The organism is Chitinophaga rupis, assembly GCF_900109685.1.
GTDB lineage: Bacteria > Bacteroidota > Bacteroidia > Chitinophagales > Chitinophagaceae > Chitinophaga > Chitinophaga rupis.
Genome location: NZ_FOBB01000001.1, coordinates 1,057,590 through 1,079,817 on the forward strand (window position 1 = coordinate 1,057,590; position 22,228 = coordinate 1,079,817).

The window sequence follows — 22,228 nt, forward strand, 5'->3', positions numbered from 1 at the left end:
TTCAGGTAGATAGGATCTGCGGAAAGCAATGTAACCACCATCTGCAAAAAGAAAAAGCGCCGATAAAATCAGCGCTTTCGCAATTTAAGTGGTCCCACCAGGGCATGATCCTGGGACCCCCTGATTATGAGTCAGGTGCTCTAACCAACTGAGCTATAGGACCGTTGTCCTCACGGACAAAATATATCTAAACTTCTCTGGGTGTCCCGTTTTTCAGGGACGGCAAAATTAATTATTTTTTATTCAATTAGCCATAAATTTTTTAATTCTTTTTTCGGGCAGCACGGGTATTATTTTCCAGTAATATAAACCCCGGCCCATTCCGCCATTGACTACCCATACCCGGAAAGTTAGCAGGCCCCTGCGAAAAATTCCCCAGCACTACATCAATATCCCCATCACCGTCAATATCGCCTGCATCCATGCAGATCCAATGCCCCAGCCGGCTGGCGGGTAAAGTATATACGGTATAGTTAAAGCCTCCCTGGTTTTCAAAGTACAGCAGCCCTTCCTGGGGTTGAAGGCCGTAATCTCCAAAAAAAGAAATCGTCAGCATATCTTCATCACCATCCAGGTCAAAGTCTTTAACAATGGCTTTATAGCAGCCATTCACCGGGTAAAAGTATTGTTGCGCAAATTTATGGTGTCCCTTATTCTTATAAATATATACGCCGTGGTAAGGCTTTAGTATGCGGGAAAGGTCTGCGTTATCGCCGCAGGTATAAATAATATCTTCCAGCCCGTCGTGGTCTATATCCTGCAGGGTAAAGCTGCTGGAGCCGTACACCGGCGGGAATTGTAAGATCCGCTGCGGTGTAAAATTGCCGTTACCGGTATTTTCAAAATACCAGATGCTTTCATCGCCCTGGGCAAACAGCACCCAGATATCCGGCCGGCCGTCATGGTTATCATCGCGTATCCAGGCTTTGATAGCGCCGGGGCGGGGAAATATGATATGCTCTTTTACTGCCACCTTCCGGGTAGTATCCAGTTCCAGCCAGCTCAAAGCACCGTTATTATAACCAAACCCGCATACCAGCAGGTCCGAAATCCCATCCTGGTTAAAGTCTGCATATTGCAATTGTACGGGCCGTGGTAAATGATCTTTCAGCACCTCAGGCAGCCATTGCAGGGTATTTTGAGCATTATCTTTTAAACCACCTGGCGAAACAGGCGGCATCGCTCCGGCCTTTAACAATTTAGAAGAACCCAGCACACCCACGGCTTTCACAGGACCATTTAACAACCCGGGCAAACCATCCTGCAAAGTTTGTATACTTCCCCGCAGCGCATCAGAAGGGTACAGGGTGCCCAGGCAGGTAACATAGGCACGGTTGCCGGTAAAGGCGCCGGGTAATATTATATCCGATACAATGCTCGCCGTACGTAGCTGCTGTAAAGGTTCCAGCTGGTTATTATAAATATGCAGCGTGCTATCCTGTCCATCGGCTACCCATATACGCTGATGCAGAGTATCCATTCCTACATAGCTGGCCAGCGGGGCTTCGCCCATTTGTTCATCCGGTTCGTGGGTGGTGAATAGTGGCGGGGCAGGACTTTTAAAAGGTTCATCCCTGTGCTGGCGTAATGGCTGCCAGGGCGCTACCGTAGTATAATATTCCACCAGCAGGTCCCAGTCTTCTGTACTGATCTGGTTAGCTGTGGCGCCGGGTTTATCAGACAGCACCGGCTTTCTGTAATAGCTGCCGTTAAAGGTGTTAATGCCTAAACGTTCTCCCATGGCCGGTAACACATCTTTTTCCCAGGTGGTTTTGTCCAGCAGACGGGGTTCGGGAAAAGCGTGGCACGAGGCACAATATTGCTGCGCCAGTTCACTCCCCCGTTTTACCCGGTTAATGCGGTCCATATCATTATTGCAGGCTAGTAGCAATAATGCTGGTAAAAGACTACAACCAAGGTTAAACAGGTATTTATTATACTTGGGGAGCGGGTCATTAAATAGCAGGTACTTTGCCAGTTTTCTAATTAACAAACCAGGACTATACGAATATTTTCGCTGCATCATCTTTCCCAACAGTAACCCACCAAATAATAAGTTTACAGGTAACAAACCCCATCCGGGGTCTAAAGAAGGTCTACGGTCCAATCCCCTTCCTTTCAACCAACCATTAAATAACAGGCATTTCAATTTCATAGGCAGTAAATACCGGCAAAGCATACACGAATATTTCCGCCACATCATCCCTCGCGGGAGCGGGCCTTTGAATAACAAGTAATTAGGCAATTGTTGCATAACGTGTACCGGTACATTTCTAAAATACAGCTTTAATTTGCAGCTTTGCAAATATTTTAATCAGCATGCAAGGTATCAAACATATTATTTTCGACCTGGGAGGTGTTATCCTCAACCTGGATTACCAGCGCACCTTCACAGCTTTTGAAGCATTAGGCGTTAAGGATTTCACCAGTTTATACAACCAGTTCAAAGGCTCCCGCCTGTTCGATGAGCTGGAAACCGGCCATGTATCAGAAAATGTTTTTCTGCAGGAAATGCAGAAATATGTAACGCCCGGGGTCACCGACCAGCAGATCATAGATGCCTGGAATGCCATGCTGCTGGACTTTCCGCTGCAACGCCTGCAGCTGTTACAACAGCTACAGCTACACTATAATACCTACCTGTTAAGCAATACCAATGCGATTCACCTGGAAAGGTTCAACCAGATCCTGCAGGAAAGCAGGGGCATTCCTTCCCTGGCAGCCTTTTTTAATAAAGCCTATTACTCGCACCTGATCGGTTACCGCAAGCCGGACAAAGAAGCCTACCAGGTAATTATAGATGAGCATCAGCTCAACCCCGCAGAAACATTATTTATTGATGATCTGTTGCAGAACATTGAAGGCGCCAGGGCAGTGGGGTTACAAACCATTCATTTACAGGCGCCCAAAACCATTGCAGATATTTTTAAACCGGCCGCTAGCTTATAGCACAGAGGGGCCAACTCAATTCCCGCAAGCTAAATTCCCTGAGGGCCAGGGAATATCCTTTAGTATTATCTTCTTTAGGTAATTACTATTATTGAAGGTTGCAGTACCACCTTATTTCACTTCCTCAAAGTCTATATAATCACCCTTATCAGCCGGGCGCTGTTGGGTGCTGGCACGCTGATGCTGCTGTTCTGCAGCCTGCTGCGCCTGTTGTTGCTGCTGATATTGTTGACGCATGCGGTCCTGGATATCGCTCATCTGCCGCCTTACCTGTTTGGTAGACTGGTATACCGGCACTATAAAATCAAAAACGATCTTATAGAACAACCACAGCAGGAATATGAGGGCTATTAATTTGATCATAGTAAAACAAAGGTAGCAGAATATCTGCTACCTGTATAAACCAATCGGCTTTCTTTAAGGTTTCTTTAACTAATTAAATCCCAGTAAGGCTGCACTTTCCATCGCCGCTTTCTTATTAAACTCCCAGGTCAGCTTGTTGTAGTTCACCGCATCCACAATAGTTCCAACCCAGCATAAGCCTATGGTGAACAGGTACAGGATACCCATACCTACCTGGTTCAGCAAAAAGCGGTGAATGCCGGCAGGCCCTATCAGCCCTATCAGGCAACAGATCAATATAGTCTGCGGGTCCTTACGGCGGCCCTGGTAAACAGCCATGAACCGCTGTTTCTGTTCGTCGGTATAATTGCGGGTCAGCTCCTGCAGCCATAACAGCTCTTCATGCTGTATGCCGGGTAAAATGGCAAATGAAAGGTCGTTCATGCGGGATTGTTTTTAAGGTAATGGAATATTTGTACTTGTTGTTTTCCCAGTTGAAAGCTGCGGTACAGTAACATGGGCACCGCAAAAAAACCCAGCGGGTGGCTGTGCCAGGCCAATGCCCATTGCCCATGCAATACATAATGAATGGCGTGTCCCAACCCACAGCCCGGGCACCATTTAAGCCCCATCCATTGCAGCGGGCAAAGGGTAGTGCCTTTGTGCGGGTCCATAAAAAATAATAGCCCTAACGCCAACGGCCATATAAAGAGTTCTATGTTAAGGTGCTTTATATAAGTATTAAGATGCATACGCAGGTCAACATGTAAATGTATTAAAACATTTAATAATCCGTACTCCTGGGGCCTTGCCGCTGCTGTAAATATTTGATACAAGTTAAAGAAATAGTTTTTGGATCAAAATAAAATCCTAATTTTGCAAAAGGAAATTGATTCAAACGAAGGGGACGGCAACGGTCCCCTTCTCGTTTTTCCCGTTAGCAAGTATGGCAAATGAACAAGTGATCGCATCGATCCGGCAGATTATAGAAGCGCAACTGGCTCCCGAACCGGAGTTTTTTCTGGTAGAAGTGAGGATCAAACCCACCAATAATGTTAAGGTCTTTGTAGACGGGGATAAAGGTATCCCGGTTGAAAAGCTGGTGCAGCTTAATCGTGCATTATATGCCCAGCTGGAAGCAGCCGCCCTGTTCCCGGATGGCGATTTTTCCCTGGAAGTATCCTCTCCCGGCCTGGATGAGCCGCTGAAAATGCACCGGCAGTATCTTAAAAATATTGGCCGCAAGGTAGAAGTAACCCTGCTGGACGGCGCCATTAAAGAAGGGACCCTGTTGGCAGTAACGGAAGACCAGCTTACCCTGGAAGAAACACCGCCGCGGAAAAAAGGCGTAAAACCGGATCCGAAATTATCTAAACAGCTAAACATACATTTTACTGAAATTAAGCACACCGTCGTGTGCATCGTGTTTTAAAATATAATTACCAAAACAATGGCTAGTATTAACCTGATTGAGTCATTTACGGAGTTTAAGGAGGCGGAAAATATTGACCGCCCAACGTTGATGAAGGTATTGGAAGATGTGTTCAAAACACTCTTACGTAAGAAGTATGGCTCCGATGAGAACTTTGACGTAATTGTAAATACAGAAAAAGGTGACCTGGAGATATTACGCCGCCGTACTATTGTAACGGACGGAGAAGTAGAGGATGAGAACGCACAGATCGCCTATTCTGAAGCCATTAAAATAGAACCTGATTACCAGGTAGGGGAAGACCTGTACGAGGAAGTAGAGATCCAGGACTTTGGCCGCAGGGCTATCCTGGCCGCCAAACAAACCCTCTCCGCCCGTATCGGTGACCTCAAAAAGAACATACTGGTGAAAAAATACGCAGATCGCGTAGGCGAGATCGTAACCGGCGAGGTTTACCAGGTATGGAAAAAAGAAGTTTTATTATTGGATGATGAAGGGAATGAACTAATATTGCCTAAATCTGAACAAATACCAACCGATTATTTCAAAAAAGGAGAGAACGTACGTGCTGTTGTTAAGAAAGTAGAACTTAAGAACAACGCTCCGCTCATCATTCTTTCCCGCACACATCCTTCCTTCCTTGCTAAATTGTTGGAAATTGAGGTGCCGGAGATCTTTGACGGATTGATAGTAATAAAAAGGATCGTACGCGAACCAGGCGAAAGAGCCAAGGTGGCTGTAGAATCCTACGATGACCGGATAGACCCCGTAGGCGCCTGCGTTGGTATGAAAGGTAGCCGCATCCATGGCATAGTTAGGGAATTAAGAAATGAGAATATTGACATTATAAACTATACGGCCAATATCCAATTGCTTATTCAGCGTGCTTTAACTCCCGCCAAGATCAGCCGCCAGGAAGTAGATAACGATAACAAATACGCAGCGGTATACCTGAAACCTGACCAGGTTTCCCTGGCCATCGGTAAAAAAGGTGTGAACATAAAGTTGGCCTGCGAATTGACAGGTTACGAAATTGATGTGTTCCGCGATGAAGAGCAGGAACAGACCGAATTTGACGTGGATCTGGAAGAATTCTCAGATGAAATAGAAGAATGGGTGATCGATGAGCTCAAACGCATAGGTTGTGATACCGCACGCAGCGTGCTGGATCTTACCGCAGAAGAGCTGGTACGCCGTTCCGACCTCGAAGAGGAAACCGTGAATGACGTAAGAAGAATATTACAGGAAGAGTTTGACAAAGAATAGCGTTCCCCCGTCTGGAAACCTTCCCAGGATTTGGGTTCGCTTGGAATGGAATATATTTGAATTATTTTTAAATGTAAAAATGGAGTCCCGTTGCAGCACAATGGGAAAAAGGGGAGGCCCGAGATATAACACATATGCCCGAAGTAACAAACAACACACCACGATTGCTGGCTGCCGCCAAGGAGTTCAATATTGGTAAAGGAACGTTGATCGATTTTCTTGCCAATAAGGGCTACTCGACGGACGGATTTGAATCACCAAATGCCCGTCTGACGGCTGAAATGTACTCAGCCCTGCAGTCAGAATTCCAGCAGGACAAGGCTAACAAGCGCAAAAGCGACCAGATAGCCCTGCCTAAAGGAAGCGTGTTAGATGCAATGAAGAAAAAGGAGAAGGAAGCCGCGGAAGCAGCAGGGAAGAAGAGTGGAACGAAAGAGGAGCCCGCGACGGCAATAGAAACACCGCCCCAGGCCGAAAAGCCTAAACAGGAGCCTGCCCCGGAACCTGCGCCTGTACAAGCTACAGCCCCGCAGCAACCGGAAGCGCCGGTAACACCTGTGGCGCCTCCGCCTAAAACGGAAGCCGCCACCCCCCCTCCTGTCTCAGAAGTAACCAAAACAGAATCCCCACGCCTAAACGGACCTAAAGTTGTGGCAACCATTGATTTGAACGCCCTGCAGGGTAAAAAACCTGCCGCACGTAAAGAGGAACCTCCCGTAGAGGAGAAAGCGCCGGCCAAACAGCCGGAAACGGTTGTGGTAACAACACCGGTAGCCAAAACACCTCCGCCGGAAGTGAAGGAAGAAAAAGTGCAGGAAACACCACCCGCACCCGTGAAAGAGGAAAAACCAGCGCCCGTAGCGGAAAAACCGGAAGTAACCGCCGCACCACCCACACCGCAGCCGCAGGCAGAAACGCCCAAAGCCGTGGAAAAGGAAAAACCGGCAGCTCCCGCCGCAGAGCAACCCGCTCCTCCCAAAGAAAAAGAAGAGAAAAAACCACAGGAAGCACCACCGGCAGCAAGGGAAGTAAAGGAACCCGCACCGGTAGCCGCTCAACAAAAAGAGCCGGAAACCGCTCCCGCAGAAAGAAATATACAGGATTCCGAACAGGATGATAATAGCAGCGCTGTGATTGAAAACATACAGGCAGAAAAATTAACCGGTCCCAAGGTAATCGGGAAAATAAACCTGCCGATCCAGTCTGACAGGCGCGATAATAACAAAAGCACCTTCAACAACCGGAACAATAATAACAACAACAACAGTAATGATGAAAAGCGTAAGCGCAAACGCATTATTGTTGAAAAGAAACCGGAACCCATACAGCCGAAAGAATTTTCCGGCGAAAAACGTGAAGGCGCAGGTGCACCTACCAACCGCACCGGCGATAATAACAACCGCTTTGGCAACCGCGATAACCGGCCCGGTGGCGATAACCGTCATCACCAGGGTGGTGGTGGTAACCGCCCGCACAGCGGTGGAGGCCAGGGTCAGGGTGGCCAGGGTGGCGGCAGCCGTCCGCACCAACCCGGTCAGGGACCCAGCCGGCCCCACGCAGCACCTAACCGCGGACCCGGTGGTCCAGGTGGGGGTAACCGTGGCCCCGGTGGTGGTAACCGCGGCCCGGGTGGCAACCGCGATAACCGCGGCGGCTTTAACCGTGGACCAGGGGATCCGAACAGGCGTCCGGAAGACAAAGAAATTGACAAGAACGAGATCCAGAATAAGATCAAGGAAACCATGGCCAAGCTGGGTGGCGGCCGTGGCAAGAACATCAAGGCCAAACAGCGCCGCGACAAACGCGATGCAAGGGCCGAAGAAATGGCCAACCAGAATGCAGAGAATAATAAGCTGCAGGTAACGGAATTTATTTCCGTAAGTGAGCTGGCCAACCTGATGGATGTAAGCTTCGCAGAAGTGATCTCCAAGTGTATGAGCCTGGGTATCATGGTATCCATCAACCAGCGCCTGGATGCGGAAGTAATTGAGCTGGTAGCCGGCGAATTTGGTTATGAAGTAGAATTTATTGGTATAGACGATGTAGATGCGGATGAGGAAGAAGAAGAAGTGGATGCAGAAGAGGATCTGTCGCCAAGAGCGCCTATTGTGACCATCATGGGTCACGTAGACCATGGTAAAACCTCCCTGCTGGATTACATCCGCAGCGCTAACGTAGTAGCCGGTGAGGCCGGGGGCATTACCCAGCACATAGGCGCCTACCAGGTAACTACCGCCACCGGTAAAAAGCTTACCTTCCTGGATACACCTGGTCACGAAGCCTTTACTGCGATGCGTGCCCGTGGTGCCAAAGCAGCGGATATAGCCGTGATCGTGATAGCAGCAGATGACGCCATCATGCCCCAAACGCGTGAAGCCATCTCCCACTCACAGGCAGCCGGCCTTCCCATGGTATTTGCCATCAACAAAATTGATAAGGAAGGAGCCAATCCTGAAAAGATCAAAGAACAATTAGCCGGTATGAACCTGCTGGTAGAAGACTGGGGCGGTAAATACCAAAGCCAGGAAATATCTGCCAAAAGCGGTTTGAACATAGATGTGCTGCTGGAAAAAATATTACTGGAAGCAGAGCTGCTGGAACTGAAAGCAAATCCTGCCCGCGAAGCCTCCGGCAGCATCATAGAAGCCTCGCTGGATAAAGGCCGCGGTTACGTAGCCTCCGTGCTGGTACAAAATGGTACCCTGCACCAGGGCGATACCATTGTGAGCGGCGCCTTCTATGGTAAGATCAAAGCCATGTTCAATGAACGCGGACAGCGTATTGAAGAAGCAGGACCATCGGCCCCGGTACAGCTGCTGGGTCTGAACGGCGCCCCGCAGGCCGGTGAAAAATTCCGGATGTATGTGGATGAAGGGGAAGCCAAGGATGTTGCTAACCGCCGCGCGCAGATCGTACGTGAGCAGGGCATCCGCACCAAGAAACACATTACCCTGGATGAAATTGGCCGCCGTCTGGCACTGGGCAACTTTAAACAGCTTAACATTATCATCAAGGGCGACTTTGACGGTTCCGTAGAAGCATTGAGCGACTCCCTGCAGAAGCTGTCTACAGAAGAAATAGCCATCAGCGTGGTGCACAAGGCCGTAGGTCAGATCACAGAATCCGACGTATTGCTGGCTACCGCCTCCGATGCTATCATCGTAGGCTTCCAGGTACGCCCGTCTTCCAACGCCGCCAAGCTGGCTGAGAAAGAAAATATTGAGATCCGTACCTACTCCATCATTTACGATGCTATCGAAGAGCTGAAGAGCGCCATGGAAGGCATGCTTGAGCCTAAGATAGAGAAGAAGGTGGTGGCCAATGTGGAAGTGCGCGAAACCTACCGTTTTGACAAGGTAACCGTAGCCGGTTGTTTTGTACTGGATGGTAAGCTGGCCCGTAACACCCGCATTAACCTGGTACGCGATGGTATCGTGATCTTCACCGGTGAGCTGGGCTCCCTGAAACGTTATAAGGACGATGTGAAGGAAGTTGTATCCAACATGGAGTGCGGCCTGAGCATACGCAACTACAACGATCTGAAAACCGGCGATATCGTAGAAGGATTTGAAGAAGTAGAAGTAAAACGTACTTTATAATAGCAGAAAGTGTAAAGCTGAAAGCATAAAGCAGATTAACATCCGCTGCATTGCTTTCAGCTTTATGCTTTTAGCTTTATGCATAGATAAACTTTTGTTAAAAACCATAGGCCGCTCCATGCGGCTTATTTTATTGGCTATTTTTGAATTTCACTGCCTTCTTTACTATGAACAGACTTTTGGCATTATCTGCAGGGGCTTTGCTCCTGTGGCAAACCTCCGTAGGACAGCAAAAAATGGTAGCAGATAAAATTGCCGCCATTGTAGGGGATAAGATCATTTTAAAATCAGATATAGATGGGGAAATGATGAACCTGCAGCGTAATACGCCGGATAATCAGCTGCCGCCCAATGCCGCCTGCTCTATTATGGAGCAGATCATAGCCCAGAAAGTAATGGTGCTGCAGGCAGAACGGGATAGCTTACCCGTGAGTGATGCCGATGTAGATGGGCAGATCGAGAACCGTATCCGTTACTTTGAGGACCTGTATGGCTCCCGTGAGAAAATGAAGGAAGTGACCGGCTACTCCATTTACCAGCTGCGCGAGCGTTTCCGCCAGCCTATTAAAGAAGGTTTACAGGCCAAGGCCATGCGCGATAAGATCGTGGATGCCATTAAAGTAACCCCTTCTGAAGTGCAGCGCGAGTTTGAAAGCATTCCAAAAGACAGCTTACACTTTTACGAATCAGAGCTGGAAATAGGTCAGCTTATTCTGCTGCCCAAAGCCACCAAGGAAATGGAAAACTATGCCACGGAACGTCTAATGGACTTCCGCCGCCGCGTAGAAAAGAAAGAATCTGACTTCAGCTCCCTGGCCATTCTGTATTCTGAGGATCCGGGAGTAAAAGATAATAAAGGCATTTACATCCTGAACCGGAACGAGAAAGGTACCTGGGATCCTGACTTCCTGGCCGCCTCTTTCCGTTTAAAGGAAGGGGAAATCTCTTCCCCGGTAAAAAGCCAGTTCGGCTACCACCTTATTCAGTGTCTGCGCCGCCAGGGCGATAACATTACCGTGCAGCACATCCTGGTAAAACCAAACATTACCAAGTCTGACATTGAACTGGTCAACAAAAAGCTGGATACTATCCGTACCGCCATCCTGGATCATAAATACACTTTTGGCGAAGCAGTTACCAAATACAGCGATGCCCAGATGGCTAAGTTTGACGGCGGTATGCTGCAAAATAAAATGAACGGTAGCTCCCTCATCACCATTGACCAGCTGGATGATCCATCCACCCGCGATATTGTGCTGATGCTGGACACCCTGAAACCCGGCCAGATCTCCGCACCGGCGCCATTCACCGATGAACAGGGCCGTACCGGCGTACGCCTGGTGTACCTGAAAACACGTACCCAGCCGCACCGCGAGAACCTGAGAGATGATTATGCCCGCATTCAGCAGCGCACCCTCCAGGGAAAACAGGGAGAGGCCGTAAATAAATGGCTCATGGAAAGAATTCCCACGTATTACATTCACGTGGACGATGAGTTCAAGACCTGCGGAAACATTTCCAAATGGCTGGCATCCATGGCCAAACAATAACGTTCGCAAGCTACATCCTATAACAAAAACTCCCTGGTACACTATCCGTACCGGGGAGTTTCGTTTTAAGGCAATCCCACTTTCCAACCTTTATGTTTTTGTTATGCTTTTTAAGCGTAACTTTGCGACTTCAATTCAAAAATGGGATGAGTGATGCGATAAAGCATGAATGCGGCCTTGCATTCATAAGATTAAGGAAGCCATTCTCTTATTATCAGCAGAAATACGGAACGGTTTTCTTTGGGCTTAATAAGCTGTACCTGCTCATGGAAAAGCAGCATAACCGCGGACAGGATGGTGCGGGTATAGCCACCGTAAAACTCAATACAGAACCAGGGGTACCCTTCATGCACCGTCTCCGGAGCAGCGCCCCGCAAGCCATTGGCGATATTTTCGGCAAAGTGCGCGACGAGATCCAGGAGATAGAGAAATACCAGCCGGAAATTACCAAGTTCCCGGGCCTTATGAAAGGCCACATCCGCTTCCTGGGCGAGCTGCTGATGGGTCACCTGCGCTACGCCACCCAGGGCAAGAACAATGTAGAGCTCTGCCATCCTTTTGTACGCCACAATACCATTCCCGCACGCAACCTTAGCATTGCCGGTAACTTTAACCTGGTAAATGCCGATGAGCTGTTCAAATTCGTAGGGGTAGATCCCGGCGAAGTACACCGTAACAGCGACCTGGCCGCCATGCTGGAAGTAGTATATCACTTTTTATGTCAGGAAGATGAAGAGCGCCGTAACGGGCTGGATGTAAAGAACATCCTGCGCCAGGCCTTTTCCATGTTCGATGGCGGCTACCATGTATGCGGCCTTATGGGCACCGGCGATGCCTTTGTGATCCGCGATGCGCATGGCATTCGCCCCTCTTATTACTACATCAATGAGGATGTGATCGTAGCCGCATCAGAAAGGGCAGCCATTCGTACCGCCTTTAATGTTGGCGAAAACGAAGTGCTGGAGCTGATGCCCGGCAATGCCCTTATTGTAAAGAACGACGGGGAATACAGCATAGAACAGATCCTGGAACCCAAAGAACGTAAAGCCTGTAGCTTCGAAAGGATCTATTTTTCCCGTGGTAACGATGAAAAGATCTATAAAGAACGTTCCAACCTGGGTTACAACCTTTCAGAAACCATTCTGAAAGCTATTGACAACGACCTTCGCAACACCATTTTCTCTTTTGTACCCAACACCGCGGAAGTAGCTTTCTACGGCCTGATAAAGGGTTTGGAAGATTATCTGAATAAAATTAAGATAGAACGCATCCTCTCCTGGGGTAAGGATTTTGACGAAGCCAAGCTGGCAGAAATGGTGAACCGCCGGGTAAGGATCGATAAGATCCCTATTAAGGATGTGAAGATGCGCACCTTTATTGCGGAAGACAGCGGCCGTAATGAAATGGTGCAGCACGTGTATGATATCACATACGGAACCGTGCGCCCCGGTGTGGATACACTGGCCGTGATAGACGATTCCATTGTACGCGGCACCACCCTCAAGGAAAGCATTATTAAAATGCTGGACCGTTTAGGGCCCAAGCGCATTATGATCATTTCCTCTGCCCCGCAGATCCGCTACCCGGACTGTTATGGCATTGATATGAGCAAAATGGGCGACTTTGTTGCTTTCCAGGCAGCCATTGCCCTGCTGAAAGAACAGGGTAAGGAGCATATCTTACAGGAAGCCTACGGCCTGTGTAAGGAGCTGCAGCGCACTAATACCCTGCATGCGCAGAACGTAGTGCGGAATATCTATAAACCTTTCACCACAGAAGAGATCTCCGATAAAATAGCACAGATCATTACCCCTGCCGGCATTAACGCCAAGGTAGATGTGATCTACCAGTCAATAGAGAACCTGCATAAGGCCTGCCCCAATAACCTGGGCGACTGGTATTTTACCGGAAACTATCCTACCCCCGGCGGCAACCGCGTGGTAAATAAAGCCTTCATGAACTACATGGAAGGCCGTAATGAAAGAGGATATTAATATTGATATTTATACCTAAACACATACACTACCGGGCTGTATCTTTTTGATGCAGCCTTTTTTCTTTCCTGTGGCCCAATTAGTATAGTATTAATTAATAATATTACCCGCAACAAATCTGTGTTAAGTTTATTTTAAATCGCCCTGCTCTTGATTTTAGGTTAACAGCAAGGGTTTAACTTTCTGCTGAATCTGAAAATTCGTATTTTCGTTATGGTTATTAATGGTTTTCAGCCCATGAAAACATTACTCCTTATTCGGCATGCAAAGTCCAGCTGGAATGATCCGGACATGGATGATTTTGACCGGCCCCTTAACCGCCGCGGCAAACAGAACGCACCGGAAATGGCTGCCCGCCTGCTGCAAAAGGGTATGGTGCCCCAGCTTATAATTTCCAGTCCTGCTAAACGCACACGCAGCACAGCCAAGATCATGGCCCGTGAGTGGAAGTATCCTAAAGAGGCCATTTTACTGGAAGATGAGCTGTACCTCTGCTACGCCTCCACCTTCCTGAAAGTGATCACCAAGATCGATGATGATTTTGATACTGTGGCTATTTTCGCCCATAACCCCGGCATAACGGATTTTGCCAACTATCTTACGGAAGAGATCCGGATAGATAATGTGCCTACCTCCGGTATCTTTGCCATAGAGGCGGACATCAGCTCCTGGAAAGATTTTGACCGGGCGCCAAAAAAATTCCTCTTTTTTGATTACCCCAAACAGGAAGTTGTTTGAAAAGTTAAAAGTTAAAAAGCAAAAATTAAAACATGGATGCCTCCCTCTCAAAATAACCGTAGCCTTCCAGCCCCGCGCTTATCCGCTGTCCATATCTTACTTACCCCGCTGATAGCTTCAGCAAAACACCTTTTTAATTTTTACCTTTTACTTTTTTACTTTTTACTTTACCTATCCCTTCAGGATCTTATTATACGAAACAGTGATGCCTTTGATCAGTGAAGAGCTGAAACCCTGGTGCTCCATCTCGTTCAAGCCCGCAATGGTGCAGCCTTTGGGTGTAGTAACCTTATCTATTTCTTCCTCCGGGTGGCGGTTACCGCTAATGAGCAGGGCGGCAGCGCCCTTTACCGTTTGGGCAGCTATCATGTTGGCGGTACGTACATCAAACCCGATTTCAATGCCTCCCTGTATGCTGGCGCGTATAAAGCGCAGGGCATAGGCAATACCGCAGGCGCCTAATACGGTGGCGGCATCCATCAGTTTTTCATCAATACTAACCGTAACGCCCAGCTGGTCAAACAGCTGCATTACCCAGGCGGCCTGCTCCGGGGTAGTGTTCTTATGGCAAATACAGGTCATGGATTCCTGGATGGCAATGGCGGTATTGGGCATAGCCCTTACCACGGGCATTCCCGGGCCGGCTATCTCCTCCAGCTCGTCCATGCTTACGCCGGTAACTACGCTGATGAGCATATGTTTGGCCGGGTTAAAAGCGCTTTTTACCCGGCTAAGTACTTCTTTTATGTTGTAGGGCTTTAAAGCTACAATGATCACATCTGCCGCAGCAATGGCTTTGGCATTATCCGTTTCCGTTAGTACGCCCTGTGCCTGCAGGCCGGCCAGGGTTTCAATATTGCGTTTGGTGATAATAATATCAGGAGCACTGGCAAAACCGCTCTTTAACACGCCCTGTGCAATGGCGGACCCCAGGTTACCGCCGCCAATAATGGCAATTTTCTTGGTAGACATATCCCTTGTTTAATTGGGACAAAAGTAAACAATGTGCAGATATGCAAACAGGCAAATGTACAGATGATGGAGGAATGTGCTGGTGGGCAGGTATAGGTGGGTGCGGCACAAACAACAAAAACCGGTACATTGGCACACATTCATGCATTCCTCATCTGCACCTCAAATAGCTAAGGCCAGCCATCCTGCTACACTAGCCGGACAGTCTGGCCTTAGTCAGACAACATCATTTATGATCATTCCTGGAAAGCCAGGCTTTAATCCGCGTTTACATGACTCCAGTTCTCGCCGCTTTTTATCCGGTACAGCTGCATTTCGCTGATATCGAATTGCTCGGCGATCTGTTTCATGGTGCGTTTGCCGGGTTTTGCCAGCAGGCGCTTTATGCTTTTAACCTTGGTTACATTCAGCTTTAAGCCTTTCAGGCGGTTACGCTGTTTTTCCTTGTAGGCCAGCTTGGCGGGGCTGTTCTGCTGATGCTCTTCCATTTCCTCTTTGGTGGCCCAGCGGAGGTTGGAGGCTTTATTGTTCTTCTTATCGTAATCCAGGTGAATAACGTATCGGTGGGATCGTCCCGGCCTTTTAGCGAACAGTTTGGCTACTTCGCGGTGCAGGTACAGGGACTGGTAGCTATCTGCCGGCTTTACATTCAATACCGTATATCCCTCAACGGTAGAACCGGATAATAGCTTCCCATCTTCAATTTCTTCATGGTAACTGATCACTCTCCCCATATTAGACACAGCATATCTTTTTCGCAAGGCAGATTTGTTTTTGATCTGCAAGTCTTTCCAGACTTCGTTTTTAAGGTTTTTAATTGTGGCCATGTGAAAGTAATTTTTAAATAAATGAAATTGGGGTTTAACCGTAAACGTTACAATCTATGCTTTCATTGTTTGCCGGCAGGTATTGGCTGTCCGCTACCGGGGATGCGACCCTCTCAAAAACATGATCTTTGTATTGTGCGGCTATAGCATCTAAAACCTGTTCCAATTCTGCCGGTGACTTGTAAGTTACTAATTGTTGCCTGAAATCTTTTATATGCGGTAATCCTTTCAGGTAGTTTGTGTAATGACGGCGCATTTCCAATATACCTACAATCTCTCCTTTCCAGGCAATGGAATGGTGCAAGTGCTTTTTACATACCCTTACTCTTTCCAAAACAGTTGGGGGCGGTAAATGTTCACCGGTTTTCATAAAATGCTTGATCTCGTTAAAGATCCAGGGGTAACCAATGGCTGCCCTTCCTATCATGATCCCATCTACCCCGTACTTTTCCCGGGCGCTTACAGCCTGCTCCGGCGTACATATGTCACCGTTACCAAATATAGGGATACGTATGCGGGGGTTGTTCTTTACTTTTCCGATCAGGCTCCAGTCGGCATTGCCTTTGTACATTTGTGTGCGGGTGCGGCCGTGGATGGTAAGGGCCTGTATGCCCACATCCTGCAGTCGCTCTGCTACTTCCTCAATATTACGCGTATCATCGTCCCAGCCCAAACGGGTTTTTACTGTTACCGGCAGCGAGGTGGCTTTTACCACGGCAGCGGTCAGCTTTATCATTTTGGGCACATCTTTCAAAATACCGGCGCCGGCGCCCTTGCAGGTTACTTTTTTTACCGGGCAGCCGTAGTTAATGTCCACCAGGTCGGGGTTAGTAGCGGCAGCAATCTGGGCCGCCATCGCCATGGGCTCTTCATCGCCCCCGAAGATCTGTATGCCTATAGGCCGCTCGTAATCGAAAATATCCAGCTTTTGCCGGCTTTTAATAGCATCACGGATAAGCCCCTCCGAAGAAATAAATTCCGTGTACATCAGGTCAGCCCCGTTCTCTTTACATACAGCACGGAAAGGTGGGTCGCTTACATCTTCCATGGGTGCCAGCAGTAAAGGGAACTCCTCTAAATTTATATTACCAATCTTCGCCATTTTTTTTATTACATTGTATAGTTGCAGCAGGATGTATGCAGGTTGAGTAAAAGCTATTGCCAACTGGTTTTGGCGCTGTAAATTTACGCAAAATTAACACAGTTACCGTTTATGACCGGCTATCTAAAACAGTCTTCCCCTTCTTTACAATTCGTGACCTTTATCGGGATCTTTATCGGCTTTATGCTGCTTTATGGTACCTTCCTGTATACTGGCTTCCCTGCCCTGAGCGGTTATACTGTAGATCAATTACAAGGTGGCAACGCCACGGGTCCTAAAGTTATCGGCTATCTGAAATTAGTACAATTTCTGTACACTTTGGTGGTTTATTTAGTGCCTGGGTTATTGTTCGGCTACCTCTCCGATCCACAGCCTGCCACATGGCTGGGTATGAACAAAAGCCCTAAAGCCCTGCCTATAGTATTAGCGCTTTTGATTATGTATTGTTCCTTGTGGGCTGTAGATTTGACGGCGGAATGGAACCAGCACTGGAACGTACCAGCCTCCATACGGCAAATGGAAGAACAGGCCGACCTGCTGATAGAACGCCTGCTGCAAATGCCCACGGTAAAAGACCTGATCGTAAACCTGCTGCTGATAGCCGTGCTGCCTGCCATTGCAGAAGAAGTGTTCTTTCGCGGGGTTATGCAACGCCTGGTTATACAGCTGGTACGCCTGCCCTGGCTGGGCGTATTGATCACGGCTATTTTATTCAGCGCCGTGCATATGCAGCTGCTGGGATTTGTGCCGCGTGTGCTGCTGGGTTTTTTACTGGGCGCCATTTATTACCTGAGCGGAAACCTGTGGCTGTCTATACTGGGGCACTTCCTGGTAAATGGGATCCAGGTATTTGCCGCTTACCTGTACCAGGTAAAGGTGATCTCTGATGATCCTTCCAAAAGCGGCACCACTAGCTGGTATGTGGCCCTCATTAGCGCCCTGGTAACCCTGTCGCTTTTGTGGGTGTTGTACAAACGCACTAAATTGCCACCACAAGCTGAAAACTCACAACCTGAAAATTTGAGTGATGGAAAAAGACTGGATTAAAATATTTTCAACAGACCGGCCCTTTGAGGCGGAAATGGTAAAAGGCATGCTGCTGGAGAACGGGGTGAATGCCGTGCTCCTGAACCGGCAGGATTCATCTTACACACAGGCGCTGCCCGGGCAGGCGGAAATTTATGTACACACCTCGCAGGTAACGCAGGCGCTGGAATTGATGAATGAAACCAAGTAAAAAGCAGGATGTAAACTATACGCATTGTCAGCAGACGAACGAAACGAAGTAAGCTGCAGGAAGTAAGATGTAGCCATATTATTTCATACTTCTGCAATTTCAAAATAAACACTGAATGAAGACTTTTTTTACCCGTACCGCCTCCGCACTGGTTTTTGTGGCAGTAATGCTGGGCGGCATTTTATGGACTCCCTTTACCTTCTTCCTGCTCTTTTTCCTGGTTAATTTTTTTGCCATACAGGAGTACTTTAAACTCATTCGCCTCATAGATAAGGATTATAACGAAGTATCTGCCTGGCACCGCTACGGCGTGCTGGTAGCCAGCTGCGCCATTGTAATGGCCTTTACCGGCGAGGCCTTTGTCACCACCCTTGCCTCCCTGGGATTCCTGGGCTGGTGGACAGCCGTTATTTTCCTGCTGGTACTGCCCATGGGCGAAATATTGCTGGGCAAGGACTTTTCACTGAAGAACATTGGCTACTCCGCCCTGGGCCTGCTATATATCAGCGTATCCTTTGGCCTGCTGGTAGACCTGCGCCTGAGCAGCAGCATGATCACCTTTATTGGCCATACCACCGGCGGACAGCCCGGCTGGCTGATACCCCTGCTGCTGATCTGCTTCATCTGGATCAATGATACCATGGCCTACATTATAGGCTCCCTTATAGGGCGCACACCTTTTTTCCCTTCCATTTCCCCTAAGAAAACTACAGAGGGCTCTGTGGGCGGCATGATACTTTGTGTAGCTGTTGCCGGCATTTTTGGCCATTACTGGGGGCAGCAGTGGCTGGATCTGCAGCACTGGCTGGCCTTAGCAGGTATTGCCGCTATTTTCGGCACAGCCGGCGATCTGCTGGAATCCAAGCTGAAACGCATGGCCGGCGTAAAAGATTCCGGTAATATTATGCCGGGGCACGGCGGCTTCCTGGACCGCTTTGATTCCCTGCTGCTGGCTACGCCGTTTGCCTGGATCTATGTGCACAGCTTTATGATGTGAATTACGAATTGAGCAATTCAGGGCAATAAGTACAACAATGCAATTCACATCACCATGCGGTTTCCTGCATAAGTGCTTAATACATTTACGCTTGCACTACCTAATTCGTAATTCGTAATTGATAATTCGTAATTAATTCTACCTTCGCATTACCAATTAAACTAATAAACCAATAAATACAACATGAAGATCCATCGCGAAGGATTGGGCACTATTGTACTAACCGCTTTGGTGCTGGCATTGCTCAATGTGGCCGTATTCTATTTCCTGGGACAGGTACCCTCCCTCACCTGGGGCTTTTTTATTGTATCCCTGATCCTGTTCCTGTTCATTATTTCCTTTTTCCGCATCCCCGCCCGGGATATGGCGCAGGATGAAACGCTGGTGATCTCTCCCTGTGACGGTAAAGTAGTGGTGATCGAAGAAACTTTTGAACCCGAATATTTTAAAGATAAACGCCTGCAGGTATCTATTTTCATGAGCCCTGCCAATGTACACGTAAACCGCAACCCCATCAGCGGGGAGGTGAAATTATCTCAATACCATGCCGGTAAATACCTGGTGGCCTGGCATCCGAAATCTTCTACGGAAAATGAGCGCCACACCGTGGTTATAGGCAATGGCAAAACAGATATCCTGGTACGCCAGATTGCCGGCGCCCTGGCCCGCCGTATTGTAAACTACCTGAAGGCAGGCCAGCAGGTAAAACAAAATGAAGAGCTGGGCTTTATCAAGTTCGGTTCCCGCGTGGATATTTACCTGCCCGTAGGCACCCCCGTAAAAGTGCAGCTGGACCAGGTAGTAAAGGGCGGACAATCCATTATTGCACAGCTGGTATAAACACAACCACCGCTACCTAAAAATATTTAGCATGAAACAAACTTTTTTCACCCTGGCTGCAGCCCTGCTCTTAAGCGGTGCAGCCCTGGCCCAGGACAAAGCAAAGGATAAGAGCTGCTGTAATAAAGACAGCAAGGCCTGTAGCAAAAAAGAGCAAACTGCCGGGAAAAAGGCCTGCTGCATGCAACCTTCAAAAACCGCCAGCCTGCGCGCTGCTGCTGCTAAACCGGCCAAACCGGCAACTGCAGCCAAACCAGCAGGTAAGTAATCACATACGGCATAAAATAAAAACAGGGTGTATCATACTTTTGATACACCCTGTTTTTATTCAGGTACCTGATGGAGGCCTATGGCCGTTTAGGCGATTCTTAGACCCTTTATTTATTTTTGATACACCCTCTTATTTATTCGATTACCTGGTAGTGGTTTGTTGTCGTTTATGTGATCCTCAAAGCCTTCGCCGTACTCTTTGGTCTGGCTGTTTTCTCAGCAACCGTTTATATGATATTGCTAAAGACTACCCCCAAGCCTATGCAACCAATACTATTGCTTATCGCAATCGATAACAAAAACATATCCCATGCGGTTATGCAAGCAAAATACTCCCTTTTCTTCCACCGCCTTATAAAATTGTTTTCAGCTCACTCAGGCAGGAAATACAATACGTAGGCTGCATAGTAGTAGCCGGAACTTTTGCATTAAAATAGATCTGATCCATACCCGCATTGTGAGCCCCTATAATATCCAGCTCCAGCGCATCCCCTATCATCACGCTCTCCGTAGCGCTGGTAGCGGCTTTGGTAATAGCGTAATCAAATATTTCCCGGTAAGGTTTCAGGCTGCCCGCTACTTCCGAAGTAATAATATGCGTAAAGAAATGATCAATTTTGGCATTGCGCATTTTCAGCAGCTGGGTATCCTCAAACCCGTTGGTGATCATGTGCAGGGGGTAGTTCTTAGCCGTCAGGTATTCCAATACTTCCACGGTGTAAGGGAATAAAGCAGTTTTAAACGGCAGTACTTCCAAAAATTTTTCGCTGAGGGAATTAGACAGTTTTTCATCCCCGATCTTAAAGTCCAGCAGCGTTCTGCTAAAACGTTTGTAGCGCAGGTCATTGCGGTTAATGAGCCCTTTGCGGAAACGGTCCCAGAGTATCTCATTATGAATAACATAGCTGTCGTAAAACGCTTCAAAAGAAGGCACCCCGCGAGCGCCCAGGTTAAACATATGGTAGAGTTCCTCTAAAGTCTGGTAGGAGTTGGTCTCAAAATCCCACAGTGTATGGTCCAGGTCAAAGAAAATATGCTTATACTTCATCACGGCGCAAAGTTACGAAGGAATGGGCAGATGTATAAATGTGCAAATAGGCAGATACGTAATTGAACAAAGCTTCCCTGCGGCAATTTCATCTGCACATTCACACCTCTCCATATTTGCACATCTGCCTATCTGCACATTTTTTTTCTTATTTTCCCGTTTTCAATCCCTCTGAATATGAACGCAGTTATTACGGGAGCCAGCAAAGGAATAGGTAAAGCCATAGCCGAAAGGCTGGCCAAAGAAGGTTTTAATATAGCACTCTGCGCCCGCAATGCCGCCACATTGGAGGCTACGGCCGCACACATCCGCCAGCTGGCGCCTAATGTACAGGTGCTGGCCCTGCCGGTGGATATGAGTGATAAACAGCAGGTGCTGAGCTTTGCAGCCAAAGTAAAAGCAGCTTTCCCGGTAGTGGATATACTGGTAAATAATGCCGGTCTTTTTATACCTGGCGCCCTGCACCAGGAGGAAGAGGGCCTGCTTGAAAACCTGATGGCTACCAATGTGTACAGCGCCTACCACCTTACCCGCCAGCTGTTACCAGCTATGATGGAGCAGCGTAAAGGCCACATTTTTAACCTTACCTCCACTGCCAGCTACAAAGCCTACCCTAACGGCGGCGCGTATAGCATTACTAAATTTGCCTTGTTAGGCTTTTCCAAAAACCTGCGGGAAGAGCTGAAACCGCATAACATTAAAGTAACCGCCCTCAGCCCCGGCCCCACGCTTACTGCCTCCTGGGAGGGTTTTGAAGCGCCGCCGGACCGCCTGATGCCGCCGGAGGATATTGCCAACGTTGTATGGGCAGCCTATACGCTGGCCGCTCAAACAGTTGTGGAAGAAATTGTGCTACGGCCTATGCTGGGGGATATTAGTTAATAATGAGATAATGTGTCGATATGCTAAAGTGCTAGTATCTGCGGTTATATGCAAAACGTAAGCAACAAAAACCAGCACATTAGCATATTAACACATCAGCACATTATCCAAATCCTTGCTGGTTACAGTTTCTACTATCATATTTTATTATTTTTTTAACTAACTTTTAACGGCGAAATCAGC

21 protein-coding genes and 1 tRNA gene are annotated in these 22,228 nt (G+C 48.0%); 13 read left to right on the forward strand and 9 right to left on the reverse strand.

Features of this window, described 5'->3' with window-relative positions:
- Positions 1-89: 89 nt before the first annotated feature.
- Positions 90-163: transfer RNA gene (locus tag BMZ54_RS04160), tRNA-Ile, on the reverse strand.
- Positions 164-262: 99 nt separating this feature from the next.
- A complete protein-coding gene (locus BMZ54_RS04165) occupies positions 263-1,867 on the reverse strand; it encodes an FG-GAP repeat domain-containing protein (protein WP_162277467.1) in 1,605 nt (534 codons plus the stop codon).
- A gap of 452 nt (positions 1,868-2,319) precedes the next feature.
- Here BMZ54_RS04165 and BMZ54_RS04170 point away from each other — a divergent pair, with 452 nt between their 5' ends.
- Entirely contained in the window at positions 2,320-2,949 is a 630-nt protein-coding gene (locus BMZ54_RS04170) for an HAD family hydrolase (RefSeq protein ID WP_089906863.1), read from the forward strand.
- Between the two features lie 111 nt (positions 2,950-3,060).
- Here BMZ54_RS04170 and BMZ54_RS04175 read toward each other — a convergent pair whose 3' ends face one another.
- From BMZ54_RS04175 to BMZ54_RS04185, 3 genes are all read right to left on the reverse strand, one after another.
- Positions 3,061-3,312 (reverse strand): DUF4834 family protein, encoded by a 252-nt coding sequence (locus tag BMZ54_RS04175; RefSeq protein ID WP_089906864.1) that lies wholly within the window; start codon positions 3,310-3,312, stop codon positions 3,061-3,063.
- Between the two features lie 69 nt (positions 3,313-3,381).
- Positions 3,382-3,735: a TM2 domain-containing protein gene (locus BMZ54_RS04180; protein ID WP_089906865.1), complete on the reverse strand. Its 354-nt coding sequence runs from the start codon at positions 3,733-3,735 to the stop codon at positions 3,382-3,384.
- The gene (locus BMZ54_RS04185) at positions 3,732-3,965 is read right to left on the reverse strand and encodes a DUF2752 domain-containing protein (RefSeq protein WP_162277468.1); all 234 of its coding nucleotides are present in this window, start codon (positions 3,963-3,965) and stop codon (positions 3,732-3,734) included. The genes BMZ54_RS04180 and BMZ54_RS04185 overlap by 4 nt, the downstream gene beginning before the upstream one ends.
- A gap of 272 nt (positions 3,966-4,237) precedes the next feature.
- Here BMZ54_RS04185 and BMZ54_RS04190 point away from each other — a divergent pair, with 272 nt between their 5' ends.
- The 6 genes from BMZ54_RS04190 to BMZ54_RS04215 all read left to right on the forward strand — a co-directional run bounded on the left by BMZ54_RS04190 (position 4,238) and on the right by BMZ54_RS04215 (position 13,870).
- Positions 4,238-4,723, forward strand: coding sequence for a ribosome maturation factor RimP (locus BMZ54_RS04190; RefSeq protein WP_089906867.1), 486 nt, complete (start codon positions 4,238-4,240; stop codon positions 4,721-4,723).
- 18 nt (positions 4,724-4,741) lie between these two features.
- Positions 4,742-5,989 (forward strand): transcription termination factor NusA, encoded by a 1,248-nt coding sequence (nusA, locus tag BMZ54_RS04195; RefSeq protein WP_089906868.1) that lies wholly within the window; start codon positions 4,742-4,744, stop codon positions 5,987-5,989.
- 134 nt (positions 5,990-6,123) lie between these two features.
- A complete protein-coding gene (gene infB / locus BMZ54_RS04200) occupies positions 6,124-9,588 on the forward strand; it encodes a translation initiation factor IF-2 (RefSeq protein WP_089906869.1) in 3,465 nt (1,154 codons plus the stop codon).
- A 167-nt stretch (positions 9,589-9,755) separates the two neighbouring features.
- Complete coding sequence (locus tag BMZ54_RS04205) at positions 9,756-11,138, forward strand: peptidylprolyl isomerase (RefSeq protein WP_089906870.1); 1,383 nt, start codon at positions 9,756-9,758, stop codon at positions 11,136-11,138.
- 146 nt (positions 11,139-11,284) lie between these two features.
- Positions 11,285-13,132 (forward strand): amidophosphoribosyltransferase, encoded by a 1,848-nt coding sequence (locus BMZ54_RS04210; protein ID WP_089906871.1) that lies wholly within the window; start codon positions 11,285-11,287, stop codon positions 13,130-13,132.
- A gap of 237 nt (positions 13,133-13,369) precedes the next feature.
- On the forward strand, positions 13,370-13,870 hold the full coding sequence (locus tag BMZ54_RS04215; RefSeq protein ID WP_089908342.1) for a SixA phosphatase family protein: 501 nt from the start codon (positions 13,370-13,372) through the stop codon (positions 13,868-13,870).
- Positions 13,871-14,041: 171 nt separating this feature from the next.
- Here the strand turns inward: BMZ54_RS04215 and proC are convergent, their stop codons facing one another.
- The 3 genes from proC to dusB all read right to left on the reverse strand — a co-directional run bounded on the left by proC (position 14,042) and on the right by dusB (position 16,771).
- Positions 14,042-14,842, reverse strand: coding sequence for a pyrroline-5-carboxylate reductase (gene proC, locus BMZ54_RS04220; protein ID WP_089906872.1), 801 nt, complete (start codon positions 14,840-14,842; stop codon positions 14,042-14,044).
- A gap of 257 nt (positions 14,843-15,099) precedes the next feature.
- Positions 15,100-15,669 (reverse strand): NUMOD4 domain-containing protein, encoded by a 570-nt coding sequence (locus BMZ54_RS04225; protein ID WP_089906873.1) that lies wholly within the window; start codon positions 15,667-15,669, stop codon positions 15,100-15,102.
- A 34-nt stretch (positions 15,670-15,703) separates the two neighbouring features.
- Positions 15,704-16,771 carry a tRNA dihydrouridine synthase DusB gene (gene dusB / locus BMZ54_RS04230; RefSeq protein WP_089908345.1) on the reverse strand — a complete coding sequence of 356 codons (1,068 nt, stop codon included), beginning with the start codon at positions 16,769-16,771 and terminating at the stop codon, positions 15,704-15,706.
- 111 nt (positions 16,772-16,882) lie between these two features.
- On the opposite strand from dusB, the gene BMZ54_RS04235 reads away from it, so the two are divergent.
- The 5 genes from BMZ54_RS04235 to BMZ54_RS04255 all read left to right on the forward strand — a co-directional run bounded on the left by BMZ54_RS04235 (position 16,883) and on the right by BMZ54_RS04255 (position 20,113).
- The gene (locus tag BMZ54_RS04235; protein WP_089906874.1) at positions 16,883-17,818 is read left to right on the forward strand and encodes a CPBP family intramembrane glutamic endopeptidase; all 936 of its coding nucleotides are present in this window, start codon (positions 16,883-16,885) and stop codon (positions 17,816-17,818) included.
- Entirely contained in the window at positions 17,799-18,008 is a 210-nt protein-coding gene (locus BMZ54_RS04240; RefSeq protein WP_089906875.1) for a putative signal transducing protein, read from the forward strand. The genes BMZ54_RS04235 and BMZ54_RS04240 overlap by 20 nt, the downstream gene beginning before the upstream one ends.
- Before the next feature lie 115 nt (positions 18,009-18,123).
- Complete coding sequence (locus BMZ54_RS04245) at positions 18,124-19,005, forward strand: phosphatidate cytidylyltransferase (RefSeq protein ID WP_089906876.1); 882 nt, start codon at positions 18,124-18,126, stop codon at positions 19,003-19,005.
- A gap of 183 nt (positions 19,006-19,188) precedes the next feature.
- The gene (locus BMZ54_RS04250) at positions 19,189-19,845 is read left to right on the forward strand and encodes a phosphatidylserine decarboxylase family protein (protein ID WP_089906877.1); all 657 of its coding nucleotides are present in this window, start codon (positions 19,189-19,191) and stop codon (positions 19,843-19,845) included.
- A 31-nt stretch (positions 19,846-19,876) separates the two neighbouring features.
- On the forward strand, positions 19,877-20,113 hold the full coding sequence (locus BMZ54_RS04255) for a hypothetical protein (RefSeq protein WP_089906878.1): 237 nt from the start codon (positions 19,877-19,879) through the stop codon (positions 20,111-20,113).
- Between the two features lie 354 nt (positions 20,114-20,467).
- On the opposite strand, the gene BMZ54_RS04260 is transcribed toward BMZ54_RS04255, so the two are convergent.
- Positions 20,468-21,163: a YjjG family noncanonical pyrimidine nucleotidase gene (locus BMZ54_RS04260; protein WP_089906879.1), complete on the reverse strand. Its 696-nt coding sequence runs from the start codon at positions 21,161-21,163 to the stop codon at positions 20,468-20,470.
- A gap of 177 nt (positions 21,164-21,340) precedes the next feature.
- Here BMZ54_RS04260 and BMZ54_RS04265 point away from each other — a divergent pair, with 177 nt between their 5' ends.
- Complete coding sequence (locus BMZ54_RS04265; RefSeq protein WP_202909133.1) at positions 21,341-22,045, forward strand: SDR family oxidoreductase; 705 nt, start codon at positions 21,341-21,343, stop codon at positions 22,043-22,045.
- Positions 22,046-22,228: the final 183 nt, after the last annotated feature.